Below are 23,558 nucleotides of genomic sequence, written 5' to 3' on the forward strand. Positions count from 1 at the left end.
CGTGTTTCCTCGACATACCCGCAATCATTACTGGTTTTCCTATCTCCAAAGGGCGGGTTAATGTGTCAAGAACAAATCGGTTCCCCTTGCACAGCAGGAGGAACCTTACGGAAGGGGTTGTTTGTCGCGCCTTACGGCGCTCCTACTTGCGAAATATTACAAGAATATTAAAAACGTCGCGACTCACAACGTTTTTCGAAACACACGAAAAACACCCTGGGTATCCTGACTTACCGGTGAAGAAAAAGGTTGCTGATTTCTTCTATAAATACTTTTTAGGTTCTCCTACACTCATCGTCTCCTCGCCCGGGCGAGTGAACCTCATCGGAGAACACACAGATTACAACGAAGGTTATGTATTCCCAGCGGCTGTATCGCTAAGGCTTACTATCGCATCGAGAGTTTCCCCAAATTGTTCTGCAATCGTTTCCCAAGAGTTCGAGGAAATTGTCAACTTCGATACTCGAGATGAAAAGCCTCCGAAGGGATGGGCGAAATACCCGTGGGCATGCGCGCAAGCATTGCAAAGGGAATGGAACATTTCGATTCCTAATATCGAAGCGGCGATAGTTTCAGAAATACCTCGAGGCGCAGGATTGAGCAGCAGTGCTGCATTAGAAACAGCCTCGCTTTTTTCATGGCTCAAGCATATTCGCAAAGAAATCGACCTCGAAGAACTCGCGCGCATCGCATGGCTCGCAGAAACGAAATTCGTAGGAGTGAATTGTGGGATGATGGACCAACTCGTTTGCTCATTAGGACGAAAAAGACACGCCCTTCTCATAGATACGCGTTCTCTCGATTTCTCATATCATTCCCTCCCCCCCGAAATATCTATCAGCATTATGGACACTCGCAAGCCGAGGCAATTAGCATCCTCCGCTTACAATCAACGTGTAGCAGAGTGCAAGCGAGCAGTAGAAGCCCTCCGAAAGGAAAATCCAGAAATCCGTTCCCTGAGAGATGCAACGCTCGAATTACTCGAAGCAGCCAAACAACATGGCTTAGATGAAATCGCCTTCAAACGAGCGAGGCACGTAATTCGTGAAAACGAACGAGTACTCGCTTTCGTAAAAGCATTAGAATCCAAAGATTTCCGCGCTCTGAATAACTTAGCAAAAGAGTCGCACATAAGCCTGAAAGAAGATTACGAAGTAAGTTGCCCCGAGTTGGATGCGATGGCTCAAGCGGCCTGGGAAGCCCCCGGTTGCGTTGCAGCAAGGCTCACGGGGGCAGGTTTCGGAGGGAGTTGTGTGGGTTTAGTCTTCACGGACTCTTTGCGAAAGTTCGAGCAATATGTTTATGACCGTTACATGTCATACGGTTTTCAAGAGCCCAAAATTTACTCAGTGGAAGCAGACGATGGAGTGATTTGTGAAGTTTGCGATAAAGAAGAATAAAAAACGGAACTTCGATAAGGGATTAGCGTCAAATTTAGTAACGGACGCGATTGCCGATACCGAAAATTGGAATTGGCAATATTTGCGAAAAGGTCGGGAAAATAGAAGGAGATGCTCAAGGCACATCCTCGTATTTATCCCTAAATATTAACCATTAAGTTGCGAAACTTAAAGTAAGGAGCAAAAAAACATGGAATGTTTTTACCAAGCGGCAGTTTTCGACTTAGGAGCGGGGGGATAAGATGGCTATGTCAACAACACGTTCAGAACAGGAGCAACGACCTGTGCGGCTTACGAAGCGAGAAATCGAAGTATTAAGCCTCATTGCACAAGGTTATAGTAGCAAAGAAGCTGCGGAACAATTGTTCGTTTCGAAGCGCACCGTAGACTTTCACTTAGCGAATATTTACGGCAAACTTCAAGTGAACAATCGAGTCCAAGCGTTTCGAGTCGCTACGAGAATGGGATTGATTCCATTCGAACCTTCGTTCAATCATAACCGATAAGTTTTTAGAGGCTTCTGTCTGCAAAACGCGGTGGAATACCACCGCGTTTTTGTTATTTTTATGTAGCAAAGAAAACCTTACTTGGTGTCGCGAAAATCTTGCGCTAACAGGGGGAAGCTTTTTGATGCCTCAACTGCTCCTGCAGTTGAGGCTCTTTTATTTCGAATGGGATTCAAAAAGAAAAACTCCTTCTCTCTCAAGGTTTGAAGTGCTCGGTTTTTAGAATGAGCAATTGCCCCGTCATCATGCGAAAGATGCTCATAAAATAAATCAAATCCCTATGTTTGGTGTCTCGATGGGATTCGCGGTAACTCCAGTTCACCCGCATGAACAGCAGTCGTCGTGTATCGAATCAAACGGTCTAAAATTACTTTAATCGTTCCTGCGATAGGAAATGCCAATATCATTCCTGCCAAGCCGAACAACGCAGCGCCCGAGAAAACGACGAAGAAGCTCACCACTGGATTAAGACCGACCGACCTTCCGACAAATTGAGGATGAAACAACTGGTCATGCAAAATATGCGCAACGAAGAATACGATTAAAACGACAGCGATATACGTTCCTTGATCGGAAAAAGTGTACCAAAAAGGACCTTTCGCTCCTTGCGCGAATATCGAAAAAGCGATAAGAATCGCAGAAATAAGCCCCCCCAAATAAGGAATCAAATAGAAAATACCGCACACTATCGCTAAAAATAACGAAAAGGGCACGCCGAGCACGGTCAGCACCACTGCCATTATCGTCATGTATAATGCAACGCTCACCGTCAAGCCACGCAAGTATCCTCCGAGCACCTCTCCGATATCTCCGAGCAAATCCATCGCAGCGGGTCGAATCGCGGGAGGTATCCAGGTTACGAAACGGCGTTTGTATGTGTCGTACTCGAAAAGGAACAGTAACGTGATAATCGGCGTGAAAATGAGCAGAATCGCCGAGGAAACCAAGTATTGAAAAATCGTTACTGCCCCCCCTAACGCCGCTTGCGCCCATTGCTTTACTTGCCTTTCGATTTGGAATGTTTGCTCGATTCCCTCTCGAGTCGTCGGCAATCCTAATCGCGCTAAAGTCGGCTTCCATTTTTCGATAAAGCGGTCAATTAAACCTTGTTTCGAAGAGTTTCTAATTTCGAGCAGTAATCTATCCTTGCTGGTCGGTAAACCGAAAGCAATCAACTCGCTCGAAAAATCTCGGAAGAAAGCCTCATGCTCTGCACTCTGTTCCGGAGATTCGAGCCATTTTCTGAAGTTCTGAACATCCTGTGGAATTCCATAATCCGCCAGTTTTTTCTTGACGGCGTTATCGGCGAGAAACTGCTCTGTTTTCGTTGGTGGAAAAAGAGTGTCGTTAATGAACTTCGTCGTCGTTTCCTGAATTCCAGACACTTGCCGTTGAATGAGCGGAGTCAGTGCAATGGCAATCGTGCTTACGAGAATAAAGAATCCGAGAAAAACCGTCCAAACCGCTACCGCTCTGCTGAAACCCCTTCTTCTAAGACGCCGAATTAAAGGCTCGAGCAATAAGGCAGTAAATATAGCGATGACGAACGGAAGCAGGATGCTCCGAACGAGATACAAGAAGCCGGCGGCGATTATAACAATCGCCAGCCAAAGTACGACGCGAGTCCCCATCACAGGGGGAGCCTAATTAGGCTCCCGCCTCATCGGCGCTATGCACTCCCGCAGTCTTTCTTTCCTTGCGTTCGCGCATCCAGTCACTCACTCGATTTTTCAGTTCGTCGAACTTTCTTGCGAGTTCTTCGCGGGTCTCTGCTCCAGCACGCGGAGCGAGAAGTATCCCGGCTGCTGCTCCTATCAAAGCGCCAACTCCTACACCGGCAAGAAAGTAAATCATTACACTTCTTTCTTCACTATTGTTTTCTGCCATTTTGTTCCTCCTTATTTTTCAATTGTCGGATTTTTTATTGCCTCACTCATTTCTACGATTGGTTCGTCATTCCGGTGCGGCTCTTGCATTTGTTTCGATTTGACTTTTTCTCGCAGACTCAAGGCTACCCGAATGCCTAACCTTATGGCATCCAGCCACACCGGCGAAGCAGGCTTTTGAAATACCCCTAAAACCTGAGAAACCGTTTTTATCACAGGCTCCGCTGATTTTAACGTCTCGCTTGCCTCTTTTGCGGCGGTTTCGACACTCCGAATCGCTTGACGGGCTTCGGAAAGCGCGGGGCGTACTTCGTCCCGTAACATCTGAGTCGCGTTACTCAATAGTTCCTCCAATTTATCTGCATTGCGCTCCACCTTTTGTAACAACTGAAGGTGGAGATAAAGTAGCGCTCCCAAAAGGGCGATCTGCATCAAAGCTGCAATCAAAAGTGTCGCTTCCATCTCATTCTCCTAACGACAAGACTACCACCGAGAGACTCGAAACGTTTCGCTTCACCTGCATTTATCCTTACGCCTTGGGAAAGACCATTTCTACGAGAAAAGAATACATTCTTTTCAAAAGGGGAACGGTGTCAGCCAATTCCTTCAACGGTCCTTCTACGAGCTCAGAAAGCGAGGGAGGAAGGAGGATTTCGACTTCTTTTTTCACCCGAGGTTTCGGTGGGCTAAGCTCGGTTACAATTCCTTCCGTTTTGCTTTTCAGTGATTCGAGTTCTCTCGACAATCCTCGTAATTCTTCGACCAAAGTCTTATCATACATAGTTTTCAAACTCTGAATGTCTTCGGATACCCTTTCTATTCTTTTCCCGATTCTTATCCCTTCCTTAACAAGAAACAAAGTATAAAAAGCGAGACCTACGCTTGCCGCAATTACGAGTATTTGTAATAACAGCATACGTTTTATTACGACAGATTCACCTTTTCCGAAGCCATCCTTTCTGAACCCGTCATTTCCGAACCCAAAATCGTTCCTCCTGCAACGACTCTTTCTCCCTTATAGAAAACAGCAGTCTGACCAGGTGTAACTGCTCGTATCGGTGTCAAAAAACGTGCCCGCATAGGATTTCCGGGATAAAGGATTGCAGGCATAGGAGTCATATTGTAACGCACCTTTCCCATCACACGAACAGGCACATGGTTTTCTTGCGAAACCACATTTTCGAAAATCACGTCTTGACAATAAAGTTCTTCTTCGGAACCCACGACGATGCTGTTCGTTTCCGGTTGAATCCGCAAGACATACAAAGGTTTGCCATTTAAATTCAATCCAATTCGCTTTCGTTGACCGATAGTGTAATTTCCCAATCCGCGATGTGTTCCTACCACTTTTCCATCCGAGGTGATCATAGGTCCTTCGACGAAAGCATCGGGTCTGCGATTTTTCAAGAAGTTCGCATAACCACCTGCCTCACTTACGAAACAAATCTCTTGCGAATCGGGTTTATCCGCAACAGGCAATCCCAACTCGCGCGCAATACTCCGCGTATGTGCTTTGCTCGGGAGTTCGCCTAAAGGAAAAATTACTTTGCTCAGTTGTTCCTGACTGAGCATATAAAGCGCATAACTCTGGTCTTTTTCCTTCGCACGCGCTCGTAATAAACTCCACTTTTGCTTAGCATGGGAATACCGAACACGTGCATAGTGCCCTGTCGCCAATTTATCGCATCCGATTTCTTCTGCTTTTTGCAATAACAAATCGAACTTCACATGACGATTGCATTCGATGCAGGGATTCGGTGTCAATCCAGCGGCATAGGAATCCAAAAAACGCTGAATTACATATTCTTTGAATTCCTCGCGGAAGTTGATGACATAGTACGGAATGCCGAGATGTCTTGCTACACGTCTCGCATCCTCTACAGCACCGAGGGAGCAGCATCCGGAATGTCTCGGGTCTGTCTGGCTTTCCTGCCAAATCTGCATCGTTACACCGACTACATCGTAGCCCCGACGAACCAATAGAGCGGCTGTGACACTGCTGTCCACACCCCCAGACATCGCTACCAAAACTCGGTGCTTCTTCTTCATGCCACCTAAAGTGAGATGTTATTTATTGACGTAATGTTTCTCTATTTCCTTATCCGACAACAATATTTGTATCCCACCGCCTACTGCGAATAGAGTTTTTCCGTTGGGATAGATCACGAACCACGAAGGGGTCGCAATCACTCCTAACTTCGCAGCGTCGTCCATATCCGTATGGATGTTTTCCAAAACCTTATCCAATTTTTCTGGTTCATCGAAAAGTGATTGGGCTTCCTGAGGATCGAGACCTACGCCTCCCATTAGGCTAACCATTGCATTCGGTTCTGTTTCCTCGCGGTGCTCGAGAAGCGCGCGTATCGTTTCCCAAAATCTTCCTTTGCTTCTTCCCCATTCTGCGAGCACTGCTGCGTGCAATGAATTAGGATGCAATTCCAATTGAGGAAAATGACGAAAATACAATTTGACTTTGTCTTTCAACCTTCCTCGCAATTCGTTTTCGAGCCAGAAAAATAATTCGCTACAACTGGGGCAGTGCAAATCGGTGAATTCTACGACTGTTATCGGCGCATTCGGGTTTCCTGCTAACGGAGTGTGCTCTCGAAAAAGAGGAATTTCTTTCGGAATTTGCACTTCGACGGGCTTCGGAAGTTTTTTCCCGATTCCATATTCCGCAACCGCATAACCCAGTGAACCGAAAACAGCAAGCCCTAAAACGATGCCGAAAGAAACAAAAGAAGAGCGTTTCCCAGTTGCAAGTTTCTCGAAAAACAACCCCAATGATTGCGATAAAAAAGCAACGGTCATCACAACACCGCTCGCCAAACACCAAACACACATCGCTTTGAGTCTAAAAACGGAGTGCCCTAAAAGCAATGCGCTAATCAAAAATCCAGCGGCTAAGAAAAACCATAAGAAAAATCCTAATCGCGACGTATCGGGAATTCCACGAACTGCACGAAATCCCGCACCGATTGCGGTTACGAGATACAAAGCCGCTCCGAAAAACGCTATAGGTATGCCCAGGAACTTGCTCCACTCATCGAAGGCGACAGCATCGCAATCGCTTCCGAATGGACCGCAAGGGAGACTGATTTCTGTCAAATGCGCAATACCCAAAACTAAGGCGATGAAAAGCCCTACGCACGCAGTGAAAAACACGATTCTATTTAGGAGTTCTGGAGTGAGCATGGTCTTTCGCTTTGATTAGCTTCTATGGAATGTTTAAACAAAAGCAGACGCCTTTGGTTGCACCTCGAAAAAATAATTATACTATTTTCCCCAAGTAGCGACTTCCCCCAAATGTAGCGACGGAGTTCTTCCCATAAGGCGGATGAATTTCCCCTAGAAATTGGTTTCACCACTCCTTGGAGCACGGCCTGCTTTCCTTTGAGCGAATGAGTTCTACTTGGAAAAATGGATTATTGCCAAGGAAACGCTCCCCCGCTCATTGGAGCGGGGGCAGCTTCCCTTGTAAAGGAAGTTTTTTCGAAACGTCTTTGCGATCTAACGAGTTCCGCTTAGCGTGTCTTTTGCCAGGAGACCCTGCGAGAACCTGAAGACGAAGTATGATTCGACGCAGAAACTCGGCGGACTTCCGATTTCTGTCCGTACGCTTCCACTCTATGGTCGTAGTGAATGCCGTATGCCTTCGGCATGCCGTACAGTTCTGGATGTATGTATTTGCCTTTATACTCCTCAGGCTTTTCCTGCTCCGTCTTGAACCCATGCTTCTGAACCCATAGGTCGTTGCGAACGGCTTCTACACGCCAGGAGACTTCCACATGGGGCTTACTGGTGCGGATGACGAACTGGTTGTTCCGAATCTTGCGCACTACCTTTGCCAGCACGAAGTCGTCGCTGTCGTCAATCACCGTGAGGTGATAAGTGGGGTCGCGATTAATGGATTCGAAGTAGTCGGGGAGCTGTACGGTGGCATAACCCCGTGCATCGGTTACAACGTTTCCTCGATATGCGTTGTACGGCTCCGGACCTTCGGTGCAGAAGTGGTTCACGTAGTGGGTTTCTGGTCTTAGGGGGTGGTCTATCTGGAACGACTTGGTGCCTGTGGCAGCGAAGTTTCCGTCGGAGTAGATGGCAAAGCCATCAGGGCTGTAGGCTACCCCATACACCCCGAAGGTGAAGCCACTCGTAGCGGTTGCCCATCCTATTGCCCCTCTGCCCCAGGGGCTTCCGCTTAGCCCAATCAGGCCTGCAGTGGTAAAGTTGCCGCTGGTCGCGGTTGCCAAGCCGAACACGCCGGTGCCCGATGTACTGTCGCTTTGCCCATACACGCCATAGGTGGTGCCGCTTGTGGCGTTTGTCCAGCCAACCACGCCCTTGCCCGTGGTGCTGTAGTTTAGCCCAAACACGCCGACTGTGGCGCCGGTGGAGGCGCTTGCCCAGCCGTATACGCCGGTACCGGATGCACTGTCGCTTTGCCCATACACCCCGTAGGCGTCGCCGCTTGTGACGGCTGCCCAGCCAGCTACGCCCCTGCCCGTGGTGCTAGAGCTTCGTCCAAATACGCCGTAGGCAGTGTTGCTGGTGGCGGTGTGATTCCCGTAGAGAGCGATTTGTCCGGTACCCGTTTCTGCATGAAGGCGGTAAGCAGGGTTGCTCGTTCCAATGCCCACATTGCCGCTGCTGTTAATCGTGAACCGGGTGGCGTTTGCCCCACCCGCCTGATAGCGAATGTCAAACGTGTCGGTATCTGCATCACTTCGAATGTCCCATTGGGGCGCTCCGTTCTCCGCGAAGTAGAGTATGGCATCCAGGGCTGTCTGTGCATCAACGGAGATAGCAGTATGTGAGTTGGTATTCGTATTGCGTGCCCGAAGGACCACTTCTGGGAATCCCGAAATTCCTCCCCAGTTCGTTCCGGCGCCCTCTATATGGAGCAAGTTGGTCGGTGTTGTGGTACCAATGCCCATATTGCCGCTGAAGTAGCCACGCCCTACAAAATAGCCAGCATAGCCGTCGAGGCTGTCGCTTTGCCCATACACGCCATAGTTGACACCGCTCGTGGCGGTTGCCCAGCCAACTACACCCCTGCCTGAGGTGCTGGCGCTTTGCCCAAACAGGCCATGATTACTGCCACTGGTTGCGGTTGCCAAGCCGTAAACGCCAGTACCCGATGTGCCTTCGCTTCGCCCAAACACACCATAGTTCGTGCCACTGGTGGCGGAAGCCCAGCCGAGCACGCCCCTGCCTGAAGTGCTGTCGCTTTGTCCATACACGCCATAGGCGTCGCCGGTGGTGGCGGTGTGAAGTCCCCAGATGGCGCGGTCTCCCGTACCTACTACTACATGTAGCGGGTAAAGCGGACTGCTCGTGCCAATGCCCACATTCCCAGCGTTGTAGTATATGTTGTTCCCCGTAGACTGCCAAAAAGCATCGCGCAGGTCGGCATCGGGAGACCACTCGCTGCCGTTCCACTTCAACACTTGACCTGCAGATGGAGCAGAGCTCGCAACCGACCAACCCTGCAAACCGTCTACTAACGGGTTAGGGTAAGTCCCTGACAAATCGCCACCCGCGCTACCGCCCGGTGAAACGCCTGAAATGGTCACATTGCTTGCCGAAGTGACCCGACCCTGCGCGTTCACCGTGAACTGCGGCACCTGCGTAGCGCTGCCGTAGGTACCTAAAGAAACGCCCGTGTTGGAAAGTTTCGTGTCGGTCACTGCACCGTCGGCAATCTTCACTGTCGTTACTGACAGGTCGGCTAACATGCTGGACACCACCCCGCCCGTCGCTATTGAGAAGGTCGTTCCCATCAGTTGCAAGCCTGCTCCTGCCGTATAAGTCGTGTCGTTGTCTATGCCAGGTGACCACGCACTGCCGTCCCACTTCAGAACCTGACCCGTAGCAGGAGCAGTGCTGGCAAGCGCGTAACCCTGCAAGCCATCCACCAAAGGGTTAGGATACGTCCCGGACAAATCGCCCCCCGCAGCACCAGAAGGTGGGGGAAGCGCTTGCCACGTCCCATTCCCCGAACCATCTGAGGTGAGAACACGACCCGACGCGGCTCCCGTGGACATCTGAAACGCATTCGTCTTGATCGCACCCGCTATCAGAGTCCCAGAAATGTTCACATGACCCGTCTGCTGAATCCCTGGAGTCTCCGACTGAAGCAAAACAACGCCTATTGCATCACGATTCTCTTGTTGGAGAGCCCCAGGAACTGCGTTCGGCAATGTGACTAAAACATAGTACTCCTTACCTTCTGTGAGATTGTCCGCACGCAAAGACGCGGAGTAACTCCCGTCTTGTACAACCGCAGTCGAAATACTCCGGTATGCAAGGACCTCTGTATCTTTGTCGTAGAAGTTGAACGCCAACTCGGCATAGCCGTCAGGGACGGACTTCCCTTTCACACTGCCGAACAATGTCAACGTTCTCTCTTGCGCAGAAGCGTCTCTGGGCAAGACCAACCAACTTATTACAACAGGCACGATTACAACCGACGCAATAACCGCGCCTATAAAAGCAAATAGCAATTTCACAGTTCTTCTCCTTTTGCTTTGTTTTTGTCTTGCTGGTATATGCCCCGGTAACCAGGCTTGGGTTACCGGGGCACCCAAAGTAAAAGCAGTATAACGCAGGTTCCTCTGTCATGTGCACAGATTAGTAAATACAAAATACTTTGTGACTAAAATCATAAAAAAAATAGTATAAAAAGCAGTGCTCGACATTCCTCCCGAAAGCCAGTTTACTATCCCAGACGCCTCGTTCCAAATATATCATGAGCAAGGAGAAATATAGCCTGGGCATGGCGGTACTAAGCGTTGCAGAAAAAGAACTCGAGAAAGGTGCGCGAGAAATCGGAGGAAACAACCGCGGCTCATTTGTAGAGAAATACTTGAAACCTTCAGGACTTCGTCCTCCTCAGCCCTGGTGCGCTGCGTTCGTTTCATGGTGCATTGCTGTAGCCGCTAAGAAAGAGAAAAAACCCTCTCCGCTCCCTTACACAACCAGCGCAAGAAGGCTTTTATATGCTGCTATTCGAGCGGGGATGATTACCCATGACCCCAAGCCAGGAGACCTCGTGGTTTGGTCGCGTGGGAGTCCATCTGGTCCATTTGGGCACATAGGCATAGTCGCCAAACGAATAGGGGACGAAATCGAAACCATCGAGGGAAATCGGGAACCCAAAGTCGCCACCTTCAAATACCGCTTGGGCAAAATGCCCCGTTTGTTAGGGTTCATCCGAATACCATAAACAAAACCTCGTGATTTTCTGGAACTTTTAACCGAGTCCGTACTGTTGTTTTGAAATGTCAGAGCCCGTTAGGACTCGTTATGGAATCCATTCTAAGATTAGAGCCTCCTAGCCGCGGTTCGAGAGGCTTATGAGGAGTTCCTACTCCAAAGTTTATAACTTAGCGTATCGGTTGGCTGGAAACCCGAATGACGCGGAGGATCTGACCCAAGAGGCTTATTACCGTGCATTCAGAAGGTTCGAAACTTACGATGGAACCAAGCCCTTTGAAAATTGGATTTTTAGGATTCTCGGCAGACTGTTTTTAGACCTCATGCGCTATCGCAAGCGTAGGGTGAAAACGGTAAGTTACGATGCACCCCTGCCAGAAGAACGTCAGGACAACGTGTATTTCGAAAAACCTGACGAGAGCACGAACCCGGAAACTCTGTTCATAAAAGAAACGTTGAGTGATGAGTTGCAAGAGGCTATCAACAAATTGACACCAGAACAACAAACCGTTGTGATACTGGCAGATGTGGAAGGGCTGCAATACAAAGAAATTGCCGAACGGATCGGAGCACCCGTAGGCACGGTGCGAAGCAGATTACATCGCTCGCACAAAACGTTACGAAAAATGCTTTCAAAAAACGTAAAGATGAAACGATTTTTACCTGCCGAGCAACTTAGCTCCTAGCTTCTCATCTCCTCTCCTCCCAACACCAAGGGGCGGGGACCTTGCCCAGTCCCCGCCCATTTTTTATGTCTATCCGTCAGAAAACACACTGACACAACGAAACTCTTCACTTTCCTACTTGCATACAATATATAGCCATTGGCGGGATTTGGATAAGGATTTGGGAACTAAAAAATGTACGAAATATGATTAACATCATAGGAAAAACCCCGTAATTTTTAGCAATCTTTAATCATCGAAAAAACTTACAAAAATGGGAGGTGATGTTATGGCTTGCTTGAACTGTACACAGGAAAACACTCTGGACCGATTCGAAAGGCTTATGAAGAAGACTTATCCTAAGGTGTATCAGCGCGCTTATCGCTTGGTGAGAAATTCGAGTGATGCGGAAGACCTGACTCAAGAGACTTATTACCGAGCACTGCGAAAGTTCGATACATACGACGGAGATAAACCATTCGAAAATTGGATTTTCAAAATCCTCGGCAGATTGTTTTTGGATCTCGTTCGCTACAGAAAACGCAGAGTGAAGACGGTAAGTTACGACGCTCCTCTGCCACAAGAACATGACGACACCGTATATTTCGAAAAACCAGATGACAGTACAAACCCAGAAACTCAATTCATGAATGAAGAACTCAGTGAGGAGTTGGAAAGTGCGATAAGGAAATTAAATCCCGAGCAGCGGGTTCTTGTGCTGATGGCTGATGTAGAAGGAGTTCCCTATCAAGAGATTTCAGAACGTTTTAACGCACCCATCGGTACGGTAAGAAGCCGCTTGCATCGGACGCATAGACTGTTGCGAGAAGCACTTTCTAAAAAAGCCGCATGAAGAGTTTTCTCTGCTAACGACTTGTCTCACAGCAGCTCCTCTCTATTGCAGGGCGGGGACCTTGCCCAGTCTCCGCCCAATTTTCACAGAATCTTTGGGTAGAGACCCCCCAAACCGGCTGAGAAGACCTTATGCGAAAAAATCATAGAAAAAAGCCCGTATTATTAGCGAACTTATGCCGGGAAAGCGGTGTCTAAGGTACTACCCTTGAAAGGAATAGGAGGTCACTAAATGGCCCGTGTAAACCGTGCCTTGGAACACACCTTGGAACGATTCGAAAGGCTCATGAAGAAAACCTATTCCAAGGTGTACAACTTCGCTTATCGTTTAGTGAGAAATTCGAGCGACGCGGAAGACTTGACTCAAGAGACTTATTACCGCGCACTGCGAAAATTCGACACCTATGACGGAAGCAAATCTTTCGAAAATTGGATTTTCAAAATCCTCGGAAGATTGTTTTTAGACCTCATTCGCCACAGAAAACGCAGAGTGAAGACGGTAAGTTACGATGCTCCTCTGCCGCATGAACATGACGATATCGTGTACTTCGAAAAACCAGACGATAGCACGAACCCAGAAGCTCAACTTATGAAAGAAGAACTTAGCGACGAGTTGGAACGTGCGATTAAAAATCTAACTCCCGAGCAACAATCCATCATGCGCATGGCGGATGTAGAAGAGATTCCCTATCAAGAGATTGCAGAGCGTCTCGATGCACCTATCGGTACGATAAGAAGCCGCTTGCATCGAACCCATAAAACGCTCCGCAAAAAACTTGCGAAAATACGAGCGGCAAGCAGAGCCTAATTTCCATTCGGAATCTCATTGATTTTAAAGCGGGGTTCAATCCCCGCTTTTTTTCATCACCTTATGCTATATGCAAAGGCTAATTTTCCTCTAAGCAGGAAGACCATCGAAAAAGCCTCGACTGCAGGAGCAGTCGAGGCATCACACAAATCTCGGTTATATTTGCGAAGCTGAGGGAAACCTTTTAGCATGGAAATTCTATTAGGGAACATCAATACAATCTAAGGGAACATCAAAAGCCTCAAAGCCTCAACTGCAGGAGCAGTTGAGGCATTGTTATAAACATCAAAATACAAATAGCCTCAACTGCAGGAGCAGTTGAGGCATCGTTATAAAAATTTTCTGAAAGAACATCAAAATACAAAAAGCCTCAACTGCGGGAGCAGTTGAGGCATCTTTTAAAGCGAGCATCGGACATCGGCGTTTTCCAGCGGGGTTTATTCCCCTCTCTTTTTCGTCAGTTTTCGAGCGTCGTACCGTTTCCCCGAACGTATATTTTATGGAAAAATGGATGCAGAAGGAGTAAACCCCATGAGTGACTCATTCCCGATACGAAAGATAGACCACATCAAGTTCTATTCCGGAAACGCAAAGCAAGCAGCCGATTGGTATCACTTCGTTTTCGGCTTCGACATCGTGGCTTATTCAGGGCTGGAAACAGGCGTGCGGACGGAAGCGAGTTACCTTCTCCAGCAAAACGACGTTCGCCTCCTCATCGCATCCCCGCTCATCCCCAATCACCCTATCGGGGAATTGCTCGGAAAGCATGGGGATTTCGTAAGGGACATTTGTTTCGAAGTAGACAACGTTAAAAGTGCCTTCGACTTAGCAGTGAGCAAAGGTGCAAGCCCAGCCCTCGAGCCAACCGTTCTCGAGGACAGTTTCGGCAAAGTCGAGGTGGCATCTATTCATTCCTATGGCGACGTGCTCCATACGTTTATTAACCGGGACCAATTCAGCGGTCTTTTCGCTCCGAATTACGTTCCTGTAAACAAAAAGGGCGAATCCATCGGGGTCGAATACGTCGATCACGTCGTCGGAAATGTAGAACTGGGGGGGATGAACAAGTGGGTCGAATGGTATCGCAACGTTTTAGGTTTCGAGCAGTTGATTCATTTCGATGACAAAGACATCAGCACGGAATACTCCGCCCTCATGTCGAAGGTGATGCAAAGCGGCAACGGTCGAATCAAGTTCCCCATCAATGAACCTGCCGAAGGAAAAAGGAAATCACAAATCGAAGAGTACTTAGAATTTCACGGTGGTCCCGGAGTGCAGCATATTGCACTTCATACCGGAAACATCATCGAGACCACGAAAAAATTGCGCGAAAGAGGATTGGGCTTTTTGAGCGTTCCTCACTCTTATTACGAAGATGTTCCTAACCGTGTAGGTGAAATCGAAGAGACGCTGAGCGAAATCGAAAATTTAGGAATTCTCGTAGACAGGGATGACGAGGGATATCTTCTTCAGATTTTCACCAAACCGGTGGAAGACCGCCCTACGCTCTTCTATGAACTCATTCAACGCAAAGGTGCGAAGAGTTTCGGAAAAGGCAACTTCAAAGCCCTTTTCGAAGCGATCGAGCGAGAGCAAAAGATACGAGGAACGTTATAAGAATCCCATTCGATTGTTTTAAACAATCATGAAACTCGTCCGATTCACTTTGTTGGACGAGCCAACGGCGCGTTCAGGATTTTTTTACGAAGAGAAGATTTACGAAACCGATGGTGTTCAGCCTATCGGTATTCATAAACTTCACGAAGTTCGTCTTTTATCGCCAATCCCTCGGCATCCGAATTTTCGCGACTTCATGAGTTTCGAAGAACATCTTATCAACGTCCGAAAAAAATTCGGTCGTGAGGATGTTCCTAAAGAATGGTATGCCGCTCCTTCTTTCTTTTATCAAAACGCGACTAGCATCGTAGGTCCGAACGAACCGATTCCCCAACCCGCTTTCACGCGCGAATTAGATTTCGAATTGGAAGTCGGCATCGTAATCGGGGAAAACGGTTCGAACATTCCCGTCGAAGAAGCCGACGATTATATCTTAGGTTTTACGATCATCAATGACTGGACTGCGCGCGATGTGCAACGGAGAGAAATTCGCGTAGGAATCGGGTTCGGAAAAAGTAAAGACTTCGCAACCAGTGTAGGTCCGTATTTAGTTACACCGGATGAACTGGAATCGAAATGCCGAGATACGGAAAGAGGAAAAGTATATGAACTCACCATGAGAGCGTACGTCAATAACGAACTGATTACAGAAGGAAATCTCAAAAACATGCATTGGACTTTCGCAGAGATGGTTTCCTACGCGAGTCAAGGAGTGGAATTGCAAACAGGTGATTTAATCGGTTCGGGGACGGTGGGAAAAGGATGCATTTTAGAACACGAGAGGGACTACCTCAAACCCGGTGACGAAGTGATTCTTCAAGTAGAGGGATTGGGTGAACTGAGGAATCCGATCATCGAGTAACATACTTAGAATTCCTCACACGAGAGCATTTTTATAAAACTATGAAATTAAACGCCCAAATTGCTAAGTTCGTGTTGCCTAACTCCGTCCGCGTGGTTTGCGAGCATGTTCCTTACGTCCATTCCGTTGCCATCGGAATATGGTGTCATACGGGAAGCCGAATGGAAGCCCCGCAAGAAAGCGGTATCAGCCATCTCATCGAGCATATGCTTTTCAAAGGCACTGAAAAACGAACGGCGGAACAAATCGCACAAGAAATCGAAGGTAAAGGTGGCCACCTCAACGCTTTTACCGACCGAGAAATAACATGTTTTTACGCACGAACACTCGCCGAGGAGTTGCCGACCGCACTCGATGTTTTGGGCGATATGTTCACGAATTCATTGATTAAACCGGAAGATTTGGAATTGGAGAAAAGTGTAATCCACGAAGAAATTCGCAAATACGAAGATACTCCGGAAGAACATATTCACGATTTGCACATGCGGAAGAGGTGGGGCGACCACCCTTTAGGTCGTCCTATTATCGGAACGCACGAGTCTTTGAATTCATTTCGACGCGAACATCTTAAGGATTATATGAAAAGACGTTACGTTGCAGGAAAAACTCTCGTTGCCGTTGCAGGAAAACTCGAGCCCGAAGAATTGCGAAAGTTATGCGAAGAAAAACTCTCTTTCCTTGCAGGTGATTTCGAGCTTCCCAACGAACCACCGCCAAACTCCAACCCTGGAGAATTTCTCGTGCCCAAAAATGTGGAACAAGTGCATTTTTGCATTGGGGGGGATTCCGTGACACTTTACGACGAGCGTCGCTACGCACTCGGAATCCTCGATGCGATACTCGGCGGAAGCATGAGTAGCCGTTTATTCCAAGAAATTCGTGAGAAACGCGGTCTTGTTTATGCGGTTGGCAGTTACGCCGCTCTTTATCGCGAGGCTGGTTCCTTCACGATTTATGGGGGGACAGGCTTGCAAACGTGGGAACAAGTGAAAGAACTCGTCGTAAAAGAAATTCAAAAGATACGTTCTGAAGATGTATCAGAAGAAGAATTGGAACGTGCGAAGAAAATGATAAAGGGGAGCATCGTTTTAGGAATGGAAAGCATGAGCGCGCGCATGCAACGTATCGCGAAAAACGAACTCATTTACGGTAGAGATATCCCCATCGAGGAAACACTTGCGAAAATCGAGGCTGTAACGCAGAAAGACATTCGAACTTTGGCTGAAGAGTTCCTGGATCCGGAGAAGATGACTACGACCGCAATCGGGCCATTTTGAATTTCTAAAGCCTACTCCACACTTCCTTGCTCTGGCGGCCAACCTAACTATCTCGCGGAATCAAAGCCACCACACGCAGTATAATTGCAAAAATCATTGCCATGGAGGGCGCGAAGACATAAATGTCCGACACAACCTTCGAAACGAAGCGCGGGATATCCGATGTCGAAGTCAGTTATGGTCATGCTTGGGTAGTCGTTAGCGGCTTTCCGGAGGAATTGACTTCCGTTCGGAGAATCCAAGCCCTCGAGGTCTTGAAAGACAGCGGAATTTCCATCGACTTTCTCAAACTCTCCTTGGACGGTTTTTCCTTCGTGGTTCCCGAAGAATTAGGCGCAAGAGTCCAAGAGGCTTTGTGTTCGAACGGTTTCGATGCGAAGGTACTAAAAAACAGGGCGATTATCAAAGTTTCTGCTCCGAGCATTCGCGAAGAAGAAGGTTTGATTGCGAGGATTGCAGAATTCATCGTTCGGAATCGCGCGAATATAGACAGCGTCGGCGACATGCACTCTGCTGTGTTGGTCGTCGTAGATGCGGATTCTGCGGAAAATGCAGCAAACGCATTACGAAAATGCATCGGTAAAGTGGACTTTATATGAAGCGCATAAAGGTCATGAAATTCGGCGGCACGAGTTTGGTAACTCGCGAAGACCGTCTTCTCGCCGCGCGAAAGGTCATCAACGCGAAAGAAAGCGGCTTTTCTCCTGTTGTAGTGGTGAGTGCAATCGGTAGAGATGGCGCTCCTTATGCAACGGACACTTTACTTAATCTTTTGAAAGAGATAGACCCTTTAGTTCCACCAGAACCGCGCGAAGTGGATTTGATGCTTTGTTGTGGCGAAATCATGTCTACGTGTATTTTCGCGCAAACACTGAATGCCTTAGGTCATCCTGCGAGTGCAATGACGGGGGGGCAAGCAGGGTTGGTGACCGATGCGAATTTCGGAAACGCTCGAATCATAGAAGTCAAACCCGACGACGTGCTAAAAGTCATCGAGAAAGGAAGAATACCGGTCGTGTGCGGTTTCCAGGGTCGCTCGAAAACGAGTGAGGAGAGCGTTTATGGCGAGATCACCACTTTGGGACGAGGTGGAAGCGACACAACAGCAAGCGCATTAGGTGCTGCGCTCAAAGCGGAAGCAATCGAAATTTACACAGATGTAGACGGAGTAAAAACGGCAGACCCGGAATATGTTCCAACGGCACCTACGCTTCGAAAAATGACGTATGAAGAAATTGCAGAAATCGCTCACCAAGGCGCGAAAGTCGTGCATCCTCGTGCTGCGGAAATCGCGATGAAATTCAACATTCCGCTTTGGATTAAATGCACTTTCTCCGACGAAGCAGGAACAGAAGTCGTGCAAAAAGAAAAATTTCCCGGAAGAAGAGTTACTGGAGTTACCCACACAGGGACGCTGGTTTATTTACAATTCGATGCGCCTTTCGGAAAAGACAAGTCTTTCATCGAAACGAGGGTGTACGAACTCATGGCGGATAACAAAATCAATTTATTCATGCTGAACGTGCATCCGAATAGTTTCGGTTTTGCAGTTCCTCGCAAGCAGTTGCTTTCTGTGAAAGAGATCTTAGACGGATTAGTGATTCCAATCGAAGAAGGAAGTGAAAGAGCGTATATTTTACAAATCGGAAATAAGCCCTCTGCAGAGGTGAAGGCTCAGGAAAGAATGTTGAGCGGTATGAAGGCTCTCGAAGAAATCAAGAAATGCGTTGCGAAAATAACGGAAAATTGCTCGATGGTTTCTTTGATTGCTCACGAGTATCTTCAGCAGCCTGGCGTGTATCTTCGAGTATTAGAATGTTTGAGTAGAGAGAACATTCATGTTTTGCAGACGTGCGATAGTCCCTTATCGCTTTCCGTTTTAGTTTCCGAAGCCGATTGCGAACGTGCTGTTTTGCTTTTGCATGAAGAGTTCGAGTTGGCAGAGGCAGTTTAATCCCAATTGATTAATCCCAATTGATGCCTCATGTAGGAGCGCCGTAACGCGCGTTTTTTATCTCAACTATCCTCTCGGTTTATAATGCCTCAACTGCTCCTGCAGTTGAGGCTTACTATCTTTCGAACGTTAGTACAAACTGTAAATTGAAGAAAGGCGTTCCCAAACAGAGTTTACGAACGAGAAATTAGAGTTTGGGAACAGAACGAGAAAAAGAGTTTGGGAACGAGAAAATAATGCAAATTAAACTCGAAAATGAAAAAGCGTTCCCAAACAGAGTTTGGGAACGAGAACGAGAAATTAGAAAGAGCGTAAAGAGTTTAGAAAAACACTTACACCAATGCCATCGGCATAATGACGCAGCAGTAATCCGTCGTCTCGTCGCTCGGTTTCAATAAGGCGGCGCGGTCGTTCTCCGTCATCTCCAAATAAACGCCAGGGCTTTTCACCGGCTGAAGTGCATCCAGAAGATATTTCGCATTGAAGGCGATTTCGATATCGTCGCCTTCTTTTACAATTTGCATCTCTTCTTTGCCTTCACCCAATCCCTCGCTGCGTGCATAAATCAACAAATTATCGTTTTCCGAACGAAGAACGACTCTCTCTGCGCTTTCTTTTGCCAAAACACCTACTCGTTTCAAGCATGCTGCAAATGCTTCTTTATCCAACATCCAACGCCTCGTATAGGATTTGGGAATTACTCGTTCATAGGGAGGATAGGAACCGGAAAGCAATTGCGAAACGACTCGTGACCCATCCGCGGTAACGAGCAATCGGGATTCTCCGAAAACCAAATTCAATTCGCCATCATCGGCAACGGGGAGACGTCGAATCACATTGATCGTGCGTTCAGGAACGATCGCTTGAATTTCCCCTCCGATTCCTGGAATGGATTCAGAACGAATCGCGAGTCGATGCGTGTCGGTGGCTACTGCTTTTAATTTTTCGCCATCGTAATGCAATAAAACTCCAGTCAATACCGGCCTACCTTGATGTTCTTTAGCAACTGCAAAATCCACTGAAGATACGACTTCCTCTAAATCCCCGCGCTTTACTCGAACACTTACTTTTTCCTCGACATCGGGCAGGTCAGGAAAATCCTCAGGCGTTATGCCGACAATGCGATATTCGCTTGTTGCCAAAGAAAGTTTCAACGATGTGCCATTCGGTTGCTCGATGTGTACATCCCCTTCGGGCAATTGATTGAGGATGTCTTGAAAGAGGCGTCCATTGATTGCCAACCCACCGGTATCACTTACCATTGCCGGAACGACGCGTTCTACCCACATTTCTCCATCGCAACCTACGAGCCGGATGTTCCCATCCCTTGCTTCGAAAAGTAAGTTTTGAAAAATGGGAAGAGTCGGCGTTCTTCCTGAATTTACTGCGTTGGTTAATTGGACGGCATCGAGCAAACCCTTTCTCGGGCAATCTACTCTCAAGGTTCCGATTTCACTGATCATGCTTTACCCCTTTCCTTCTTTTGGCATAAAGATTTTTGTAATTTCTTTCGAAATAGGCAATTCGAGTTGTCTCGGATGTCCGTAGTATTCCGCTCGTGAGGCTCCAATCTCAGCGATGATTCGGGAGAATACTCGAACTCGTTCGTCTTCGGTCATTTCGTCTACGCTTTTAGATTCGTGTAATGTTTCTTTAATCTTACGCAATGATACAACCTCTTCACGAAGTTTTTCATTTTCGAACATAAGTTGTTTGAACTCCGAAACCAACTCCATCGGAAGTTCATCGTCAATATATAGATCAACGAGATTGAGGGCTTCTTCTACTGTCACTTTGCATTCTCCTTCTCCAGGGCTGCTTGGAGTTTTTCTCTCAACGCTCTGCGGCCTCGATATAAACGCGATTTCAGCGCTGGCACGGAGATGCCAAGGACATCTGCTGCATCTTTTGCGCTGATTTCTTCTAAGTCACAGAGTATCAACGGTTCTCGATAATCTTTCGGCAAATCTTGCAATGCCTCACGCACTGCGACTCGTAACGCCGCAGCGTCTTCTCCCGAAGATATGAGCGCATCTTGTGGCAAGTTCATAAGTTGATGTTGTCGAAGTTTGTCAATGCACAAATTTCGTGCGATTCGGAAAAGCCAAGTATTGAAAGCTCCGTCCGCACGAAGATCGGCAGACCGACGAATCACCCGCAGAAAAGTCTCTGCGGTAGCATCCTCTGCGTCTGCGCGATTGTTGAGCATTCGAAGGGTATAGCGAAAGACGCGCTCTCCATAGAGCTCGTAAATGGCTGCTATGGCTGCTGGGTCGCCTTCAGCTAACGCCCTCAGCAACCGCTTTTCAGCGGATGAACGTTGGTTCAAGCTTTTCCTACCTAAGAGACGATACGAGAATTCAAAACGAATCTTACTTTCTTTACCGGTACAAAAAATCCTTTTGAACAAAGTGGGCTTGTGGAAATCTTGTGGAAGAACAAAAGAGAAGCATCGCTCGAATTGCAGAGTTCGAGGGTGCTTTCTCGTCATAATCTCTTGGAAGATGACGTTAGAGCTACCGAGAGCGAAATGGCGCATCCCTCTGCGAAACCCATCTCAGGAGAATCGGCTTACGGAGGAGTTGGGCATTTCGCCGCTTCTCGCGAGGGTTTTGGTTGTTAGAGGCATAACCGAACCGAAAGAGGCGGAGGAGTTCCTCCATCCTCGCTTGGAAAATCTCCACGACCCGTATCTTTTGCCGGATTGCGCGCGGGCTGTCGAAGAAATCATGCTCGCAAAAGAAAAAAAGGAGCGCATTTTCGTTCACGGAGACTACGATGTGGATGGCATCTCCAGCGCGGCGATCTGGACCCGCTCGTTGAAGCGTCTCGGGTTCGATGTAACTGCGCATGTTCCTCATCGTATTCGCGAGGGATACGGGATTCATGACACCGCAGTTCGAGAAGCGGCTGAGCAAGGGGCGAAATTGCTACTCACCTGCGATTGCGGTTCTTCAGCGTTCGAGACCGTCGAAATCGCGCGCGAGTTGGGAATGCGTGTGGTCATCACAGATCATCATTTAATTGGAAATGGAAATCATGGGGGGGGAAATGCTTTTCCGAGAGCGAACGCAGTCGTAAACCCTTCACGCTCTGACAGTGAATATCCTTTTCCATACTTATCGGGTGCAGGAGTGTCTTTCAAAGTTGCACAGGCTGTAGCGGAAGAGTGTGGAGCAAAACCCAATCAATTCCAACGAGCGTTTTTGGATTTAGTTTGCTTGGGCACGATTGCGGATGTCGTTCCCCTTATCGGAGAAAATCGAATTCTCGCCTCACACGGGCTCGATGCTCTCGAGAAAACACAAAAGAAAGGACTGCGCGCTTTATTGCGGGTTTCCGATTTAGACGAAGATCCTGCAACAATCGAAGAAGATGAATATTATCAATACTTCGGAAAACCTACAAAAAAGAAAATCACTTCTTGGGACGTTGGGTGGAGATTGAGTCCTCGCATCAATGCTGCAGGAAGAATCGACGATGCCGCGCATTCCCTTGCATTATTATTAACGGAAGACGAAGAAGAGGCATCCGAAATTGCGAAACTTCTCAATCAACAAAACTTAGAGCGACGAGAAGAACAAAAGCGGGTTTTCGAACATGCTCTCGAAATTATTTATGAACGGGAAATTCACAAGAAGAATTTAATCTTTTTGTATGCAGAGGGATGGCATCCGGGGGTTATCGGAATCGTTGCAGGAAAAATCGCCGAGATGTTTTATCGTCCCACATTTCTCGCTACAATTCACGACACATCCGAAATTGCGCGCGGTTCTGGAAGGAGCATCCCGAACTTTCATCTTCATAACGCGCTCGAAGCGAATAAACATTTGTTTCTTTCATGCGGTGGGCACGCAATGGCCGCCGGTTTCAGCATTCGTCCAGAGCGATTAGAGGAAGCGGCAGAAATATTATGCGAATGGACCGACAAAACGATTGCAGAAATAGAACTCGTTCCTCAATGGGACATCGATGCTGAAATCGAGCCCGAAAATCTTACGTTTCGCGCGGTAAAAGAACTTTGCAAATTAGAGCCATTCGGAGAGGCGAATCCAGAGCCGCGCTTTTTGCTTCGTAACGTAGAATTTGCATGGATACGCGAAACTTCGAATCCGAATCACGTGCAGTTCGCAATAACTGCCCCTTCTAACGATTCTTCCCGATTCCGCAAGAATACAGTAATCGAAGGAATCGCTTTCGATTTCGGAGAGCGTCTGCGCTCGTTTCCTCCTTGCACGAAAACAGACATGATAGTTCGCGCCTGCCTCGATTCTTGGAACGGAAGCGAACGAATGCGTTTACAACTTCTCGATTTTATGGAGAACTCCTAACCTTTGTAGGAGCGCCGTAAGGCGCGATTTTTTTGATTCTTCAACTTCATTTGACAGTTTATTCTTTATGTAATTGTGAATTGATTGTTAGTCTTTATGCAATTGTGAATTGCACACTTCGCCATATAGACAAGCCAAACTGTGCCCCACCGCTGAAGTCGTTGAGACGACTCTTTGCGGCG

At 47.7% G+C, this 23,558-nt stretch carries 22 protein-coding genes; 12 read left to right on the forward strand and 10 right to left on the reverse strand.

Translation table 11 applies throughout. The features are described from left to right. Positions 1 to 236: 236 nt before the first annotated feature. Both galK and VNK96_00410 read left to right on the forward strand, forming a co-directional pair. Positions 237 to 1,400, forward strand: a complete 1,164-nt coding sequence (gene galK / locus VNK96_00405; protein ID HWP30179.1) for a galactokinase — start codon at positions 237 to 239, stop codon at positions 1,398 to 1,400. 248 nt (positions 1,401 to 1,648) lie between these two features. Continuing rightward, positions 1,649 to 1,906 (forward strand): response regulator transcription factor, encoded by a 258-nt coding sequence (locus VNK96_00410; protein ID HWP30180.1) that lies wholly within the window; start codon positions 1,649 to 1,651, stop codon positions 1,904 to 1,906. A 278-nt stretch (positions 1,907 to 2,184) separates the two neighbouring features. Here VNK96_00410 and VNK96_00415 read toward each other — a convergent pair whose 3' ends face one another. The 7 genes from VNK96_00415 to VNK96_00445 all read right to left on the reverse strand — a co-directional run bounded on the left by VNK96_00415 (position 2,185) and on the right by VNK96_00445 (position 10,193). Continuing rightward, positions 2,185 to 3,537: an AI-2E family transporter gene (locus VNK96_00415; protein HWP30181.1), complete on the reverse strand. Its 1,353-nt coding sequence runs from the start codon at positions 3,535 to 3,537 to the stop codon at positions 2,185 to 2,187. Between the two features lie 16 nt (positions 3,538 to 3,553). Further along, positions 3,554 to 3,793: a YtxH domain-containing protein gene (locus tag VNK96_00420; GenBank protein ID HWP30182.1), complete on the reverse strand. Its 240-nt coding sequence runs from the start codon at positions 3,791 to 3,793 to the stop codon at positions 3,554 to 3,556. Between the two features lie 11 nt (positions 3,794 to 3,804). After that, positions 3,805 to 4,254 carry a hypothetical protein gene (locus VNK96_00425; GenBank protein HWP30183.1) on the reverse strand — a complete coding sequence of 150 codons (450 nt, stop codon included), beginning with the start codon at positions 4,252 to 4,254 and terminating at the stop codon, positions 3,805 to 3,807. 67 nt (positions 4,255 to 4,321) lie between these two features. After that, on the reverse strand, positions 4,322 to 4,708 hold the full coding sequence (locus VNK96_00430) for a hypothetical protein (protein ID HWP30184.1): 387 nt from the start codon (positions 4,706 to 4,708) through the stop codon (positions 4,322 to 4,324). 8 nt (positions 4,709 to 4,716) lie between these two features. Then, on the reverse strand, positions 4,717 to 5,841 hold the full coding sequence (mnmA, locus tag VNK96_00435; GenBank protein ID HWP30185.1) for a tRNA 2-thiouridine(34) synthase MnmA: 1,125 nt from the start codon (positions 5,839 to 5,841) through the stop codon (positions 4,717 to 4,719). An 18-nt stretch (positions 5,842 to 5,859) separates the two neighbouring features. Then, the gene (locus tag VNK96_00440) at positions 5,860 to 6,987 is read right to left on the reverse strand and encodes a vitamin K epoxide reductase family protein (GenBank protein HWP30186.1); all 1,128 of its coding nucleotides are present in this window, start codon (positions 6,985 to 6,987) and stop codon (positions 5,860 to 5,862) included. A gap of 329 nt (positions 6,988 to 7,316) precedes the next feature. Beyond that, a complete protein-coding gene (locus VNK96_00445) occupies positions 7,317 to 10,193 on the reverse strand; it encodes a hypothetical protein (GenBank protein HWP30187.1) in 2,877 nt (958 codons plus the stop codon). 377 nt (positions 10,194 to 10,570) lie between these two features. On the opposite strand from VNK96_00445, the gene VNK96_00450 reads away from it, so the two are divergent. From VNK96_00450 to VNK96_00490, 9 genes are all read left to right on the forward strand, one after another. Further along, positions 10,571 to 11,020 carry a CHAP domain-containing protein gene (locus VNK96_00450; GenBank protein HWP30188.1) on the forward strand — a complete coding sequence of 150 codons (450 nt, stop codon included), beginning with the start codon at positions 10,571 to 10,573 and terminating at the stop codon, positions 11,018 to 11,020. A gap of 130 nt (positions 11,021 to 11,150) precedes the next feature. Further along, entirely contained in the window at positions 11,151 to 11,696 is a 546-nt protein-coding gene (locus VNK96_00455; protein HWP30189.1) for a sigma-70 family RNA polymerase sigma factor, read from the forward strand. Between the two features lie 268 nt (positions 11,697 to 11,964). Further along, positions 11,965 to 12,528: a sigma-70 family RNA polymerase sigma factor gene (locus VNK96_00460; GenBank protein ID HWP30190.1), complete on the forward strand. Its 564-nt coding sequence runs from the start codon at positions 11,965 to 11,967 to the stop codon at positions 12,526 to 12,528. 231 nt (positions 12,529 to 12,759) lie between these two features. After that, entirely contained in the window at positions 12,760 to 13,335 is a 576-nt protein-coding gene (locus tag VNK96_00465) for a sigma-70 family RNA polymerase sigma factor (protein ID HWP30191.1), read from the forward strand. Positions 13,336 to 13,866: 531 nt separating this feature from the next. Continuing rightward, positions 13,867 to 14,952 carry a 4-hydroxyphenylpyruvate dioxygenase gene (gene hppD, locus VNK96_00470; protein ID HWP30192.1) on the forward strand — a complete coding sequence of 362 codons (1,086 nt, stop codon included), beginning with the start codon at positions 13,867 to 13,869 and terminating at the stop codon, positions 14,950 to 14,952. Between the two features lie 28 nt (positions 14,953 to 14,980). Further along, complete coding sequence (locus VNK96_00475) at positions 14,981 to 15,814, forward strand: fumarylacetoacetate hydrolase family protein (protein ID HWP30193.1); 834 nt, start codon at positions 14,981 to 14,983, stop codon at positions 15,812 to 15,814. Positions 15,815 to 15,855: 41 nt separating this feature from the next. Continuing rightward, positions 15,856 to 17,091: a pitrilysin family protein gene (locus VNK96_00480; protein ID HWP30194.1), complete on the forward strand. Its 1,236-nt coding sequence runs from the start codon at positions 15,856 to 15,858 to the stop codon at positions 17,089 to 17,091. 122 nt (positions 17,092 to 17,213) lie between these two features. Further along, complete coding sequence (locus tag VNK96_00485; protein HWP30195.1) at positions 17,214 to 17,690, forward strand: hypothetical protein; 477 nt, start codon at positions 17,214 to 17,216, stop codon at positions 17,688 to 17,690. Beyond that, a complete protein-coding gene (locus tag VNK96_00490) occupies positions 17,687 to 19,045 on the forward strand; it encodes an aspartate kinase (protein HWP30196.1) in 1,359 nt (452 codons plus the stop codon). The genes VNK96_00485 and VNK96_00490 overlap by 4 nt, the downstream gene beginning before the upstream one ends. 332 nt (positions 19,046 to 19,377) lie before the next feature. Here VNK96_00490 and dnaN read toward each other — a convergent pair whose 3' ends face one another. From dnaN to VNK96_00505, 3 genes are read right to left on the reverse strand one after another with little or no spacing between them, the layout of a single operon-like run. Next, positions 19,378 to 20,508, reverse strand: coding sequence for a DNA polymerase III subunit beta (gene dnaN / locus VNK96_00495; protein ID HWP30197.1), 1,131 nt, complete (start codon positions 20,506 to 20,508; stop codon positions 19,378 to 19,380). 3 nt (positions 20,509 to 20,511) lie between these two features. Then, positions 20,512 to 20,838: a hypothetical protein gene (locus tag VNK96_00500; GenBank protein ID HWP30198.1), complete on the reverse strand. Its 327-nt coding sequence runs from the start codon at positions 20,836 to 20,838 to the stop codon at positions 20,512 to 20,514. Then, positions 20,835 to 21,374, reverse strand: coding sequence for a sigma-70 family RNA polymerase sigma factor (locus VNK96_00505; GenBank protein ID HWP30199.1), 540 nt, complete (start codon positions 21,372 to 21,374; stop codon positions 20,835 to 20,837). The genes VNK96_00500 and VNK96_00505 overlap by 4 nt, the downstream gene beginning before the upstream one ends. A gap of 175 nt (positions 21,375 to 21,549) precedes the next feature. Here VNK96_00505 and VNK96_00510 point away from each other — a divergent pair, with 175 nt between their 5' ends. Continuing rightward, positions 21,550 to 23,376, forward strand: coding sequence for a DHH family phosphoesterase (locus VNK96_00510; protein ID HWP30200.1), 1,827 nt, complete (start codon positions 21,550 to 21,552; stop codon positions 23,374 to 23,376). Positions 23,377 to 23,558: the final 182 nt, after the last annotated feature.

This window comes from Fimbriimonadales bacterium (genome assembly GCA_035559795.1).
Taxonomy (GTDB): Bacteria; Armatimonadota; Fimbriimonadia; order Fimbriimonadales; family ATM1; genus DATMAR01.

Bases quoted from the DNA above. Each gene is read 5' to 3' on its own strand.
- VNK96_00480 (HWP30194.1), top strand. From the start codon at position 15,856: ATGAAATTAAACGCCCAAATTGCTAAGTTCGTGTTGCCTAACTCCGTC.
- VNK96_00425 (HWP30183.1), bottom strand. From the start codon at position 4,254: ATGGAAGCGACACTTTTGATTGCAGCTTTGATGCAGATCGCCCTTTTG.
- VNK96_00415 (HWP30181.1), bottom strand. From the start codon at position 3,537: ATGGGGACTCGCGTCGTACTTTGGCTGGCGATTGTTATAATCGCCGCC.
- VNK96_00440 (HWP30186.1), bottom strand. From the start codon at position 6,987: ATGCTCACTCCAGAACTCCTAAATAGAATCGTGTTTTTCACTGCGTGC.
- VNK96_00455 (HWP30189.1), top strand. From the start codon at position 11,151: ATGAGGAGTTCCTACTCCAAAGTTTATAACTTAGCGTATCGGTTGGCT.
- mnmA (HWP30185.1), bottom strand. From the start codon at position 5,841: ATGAAGAAGAAGCACCGAGTTTTGGTAGCGATGTCTGGGGGTGTGGAC.
- VNK96_00420 (HWP30182.1), bottom strand. From the start codon at position 3,793: ATGGCAGAAAACAATAGTGAAGAAAGAAGTGTAATGATTTACTTTCTT.
- VNK96_00430 (HWP30184.1), bottom strand. From the start codon at position 4,708: ATGCTGTTATTACAAATACTCGTAATTGCGGCAAGCGTAGGTCTCGCT.
- VNK96_00460 (HWP30190.1), top strand. From the start codon at position 11,965: ATGGCTTGCTTGAACTGTACACAGGAAAACACTCTGGACCGATTCGAA.
- VNK96_00410 (HWP30180.1), top strand. From the start codon at position 1,649: ATGTCAACAACACGTTCAGAACAGGAGCAACGACCTGTGCGGCTTACG.
- VNK96_00485 (HWP30195.1), top strand. From the start codon at position 17,214: ATGTCCGACACAACCTTCGAAACGAAGCGCGGGATATCCGATGTCGAA.
- dnaN (HWP30197.1), bottom strand. From the start codon at position 20,508: ATGATCAGTGAAATCGGAACCTTGAGAGTAGATTGCCCGAGAAAGGGT.
- VNK96_00510 (HWP30200.1), top strand. From the start codon at position 21,550: ATGACGTTAGAGCTACCGAGAGCGAAATGGCGCATCCCTCTGCGAAAC.
- VNK96_00490 (HWP30196.1), top strand. From the start codon at position 17,687: ATGAAGCGCATAAAGGTCATGAAATTCGGCGGCACGAGTTTGGTAACT.
- VNK96_00450 (HWP30188.1), top strand. From the start codon at position 10,571: ATGGCGGTACTAAGCGTTGCAGAAAAAGAACTCGAGAAAGGTGCGCGA.
- hppD (HWP30192.1), top strand. From the start codon at position 13,867: ATGAGTGACTCATTCCCGATACGAAAGATAGACCACATCAAGTTCTAT.
- VNK96_00465 (HWP30191.1), top strand. From the start codon at position 12,760: ATGGCCCGTGTAAACCGTGCCTTGGAACACACCTTGGAACGATTCGAA.
- VNK96_00475 (HWP30193.1), top strand. From the start codon at position 14,981: ATGAAACTCGTCCGATTCACTTTGTTGGACGAGCCAACGGCGCGTTCA.